Annotated in this window: 1 protein-coding gene; it reads left to right on the top strand. The window is 35.0% G+C overall.

What is annotated here, in order from left to right; translation table 11 throughout:
• Positions 1-138: 138 nt before the first annotated feature.
• A complete protein-coding gene (locus OK414_RS29750) occupies positions 139-516 on the top strand; it encodes a hypothetical protein (RefSeq protein WP_047933780.1) in 378 nt (125 codons plus the stop codon).
• Positions 517-657 lie beyond the last annotated feature (141 nt).

Genomic DNA, 657 nt, shown 5'->3' with positions numbered 1-657 from the left:
GGACAAGTATCATAAGGTTCCCCAAGATAGCCGTCACTTAAATTTATTTGGCTTGGAAATTCGTAGTATTGGTTACGTTCAGAAGAAGCAAGCAGCAGAAAAAAAAGCCATTAAATCCTAACAACGTAGGTGATAAGGATGTCAGAACGCCAAAATGCGTTTACCATTAAGACAAATCGATTGAGTGATGAAGTGTACAATAAACTGGCTACATATGCTAAATCGCGTAAGTTAGGGGATTATATTTCATCTTTAATTCTACATGATCTAGATGATTCATCTAATGGAAGAAAAGCAATGGAAGACAAAAAAACCTACGAAATGTTTGAACATATCAAGAATGAACTAGCTGATTTAAAGGCATTAGCCCAAACAACAGGTTTTGTAGACAGCGATTCCTTCAAAGAAGAAGAGCCTTCAAAGGTTCCCCAACTGAAAGAAGGAAAAGTCGCAGATCTAGAGAATATATCTGGTTCATTAGATGATGACGACTTAGAAGAATATAACGATTTTTAAATAAAAAGGCCACTAGAATTGAACTGTATCTCAATTTTAGTGGCTTTTCTATTTGAGTTACCACAGTTAGTAATTCAAACGGTTTAAGGAATGGAAACCGTAGTCATTTAATTGAGATTTTGGTCAGGTATAATCATAACT

This window comes from Priestia sp. JV24, assembly GCF_025910025.1.
Taxonomy (GTDB): Bacteria; Bacillota; Bacilli; order Bacillales; family Bacillaceae_H; genus Priestia; species Priestia megaterium.
This window is presented reverse-complemented; position numbering and strand designations above follow the sequence as displayed.

Bases quoted from the DNA above. Each gene is read 5' to 3' on its own strand.
- OK414_RS29750 (WP_047933780.1), top strand. From the start codon at position 139: ATGTCAGAACGCCAAAATGCGTTTACCATTAAGACAAATCGATTGAGT.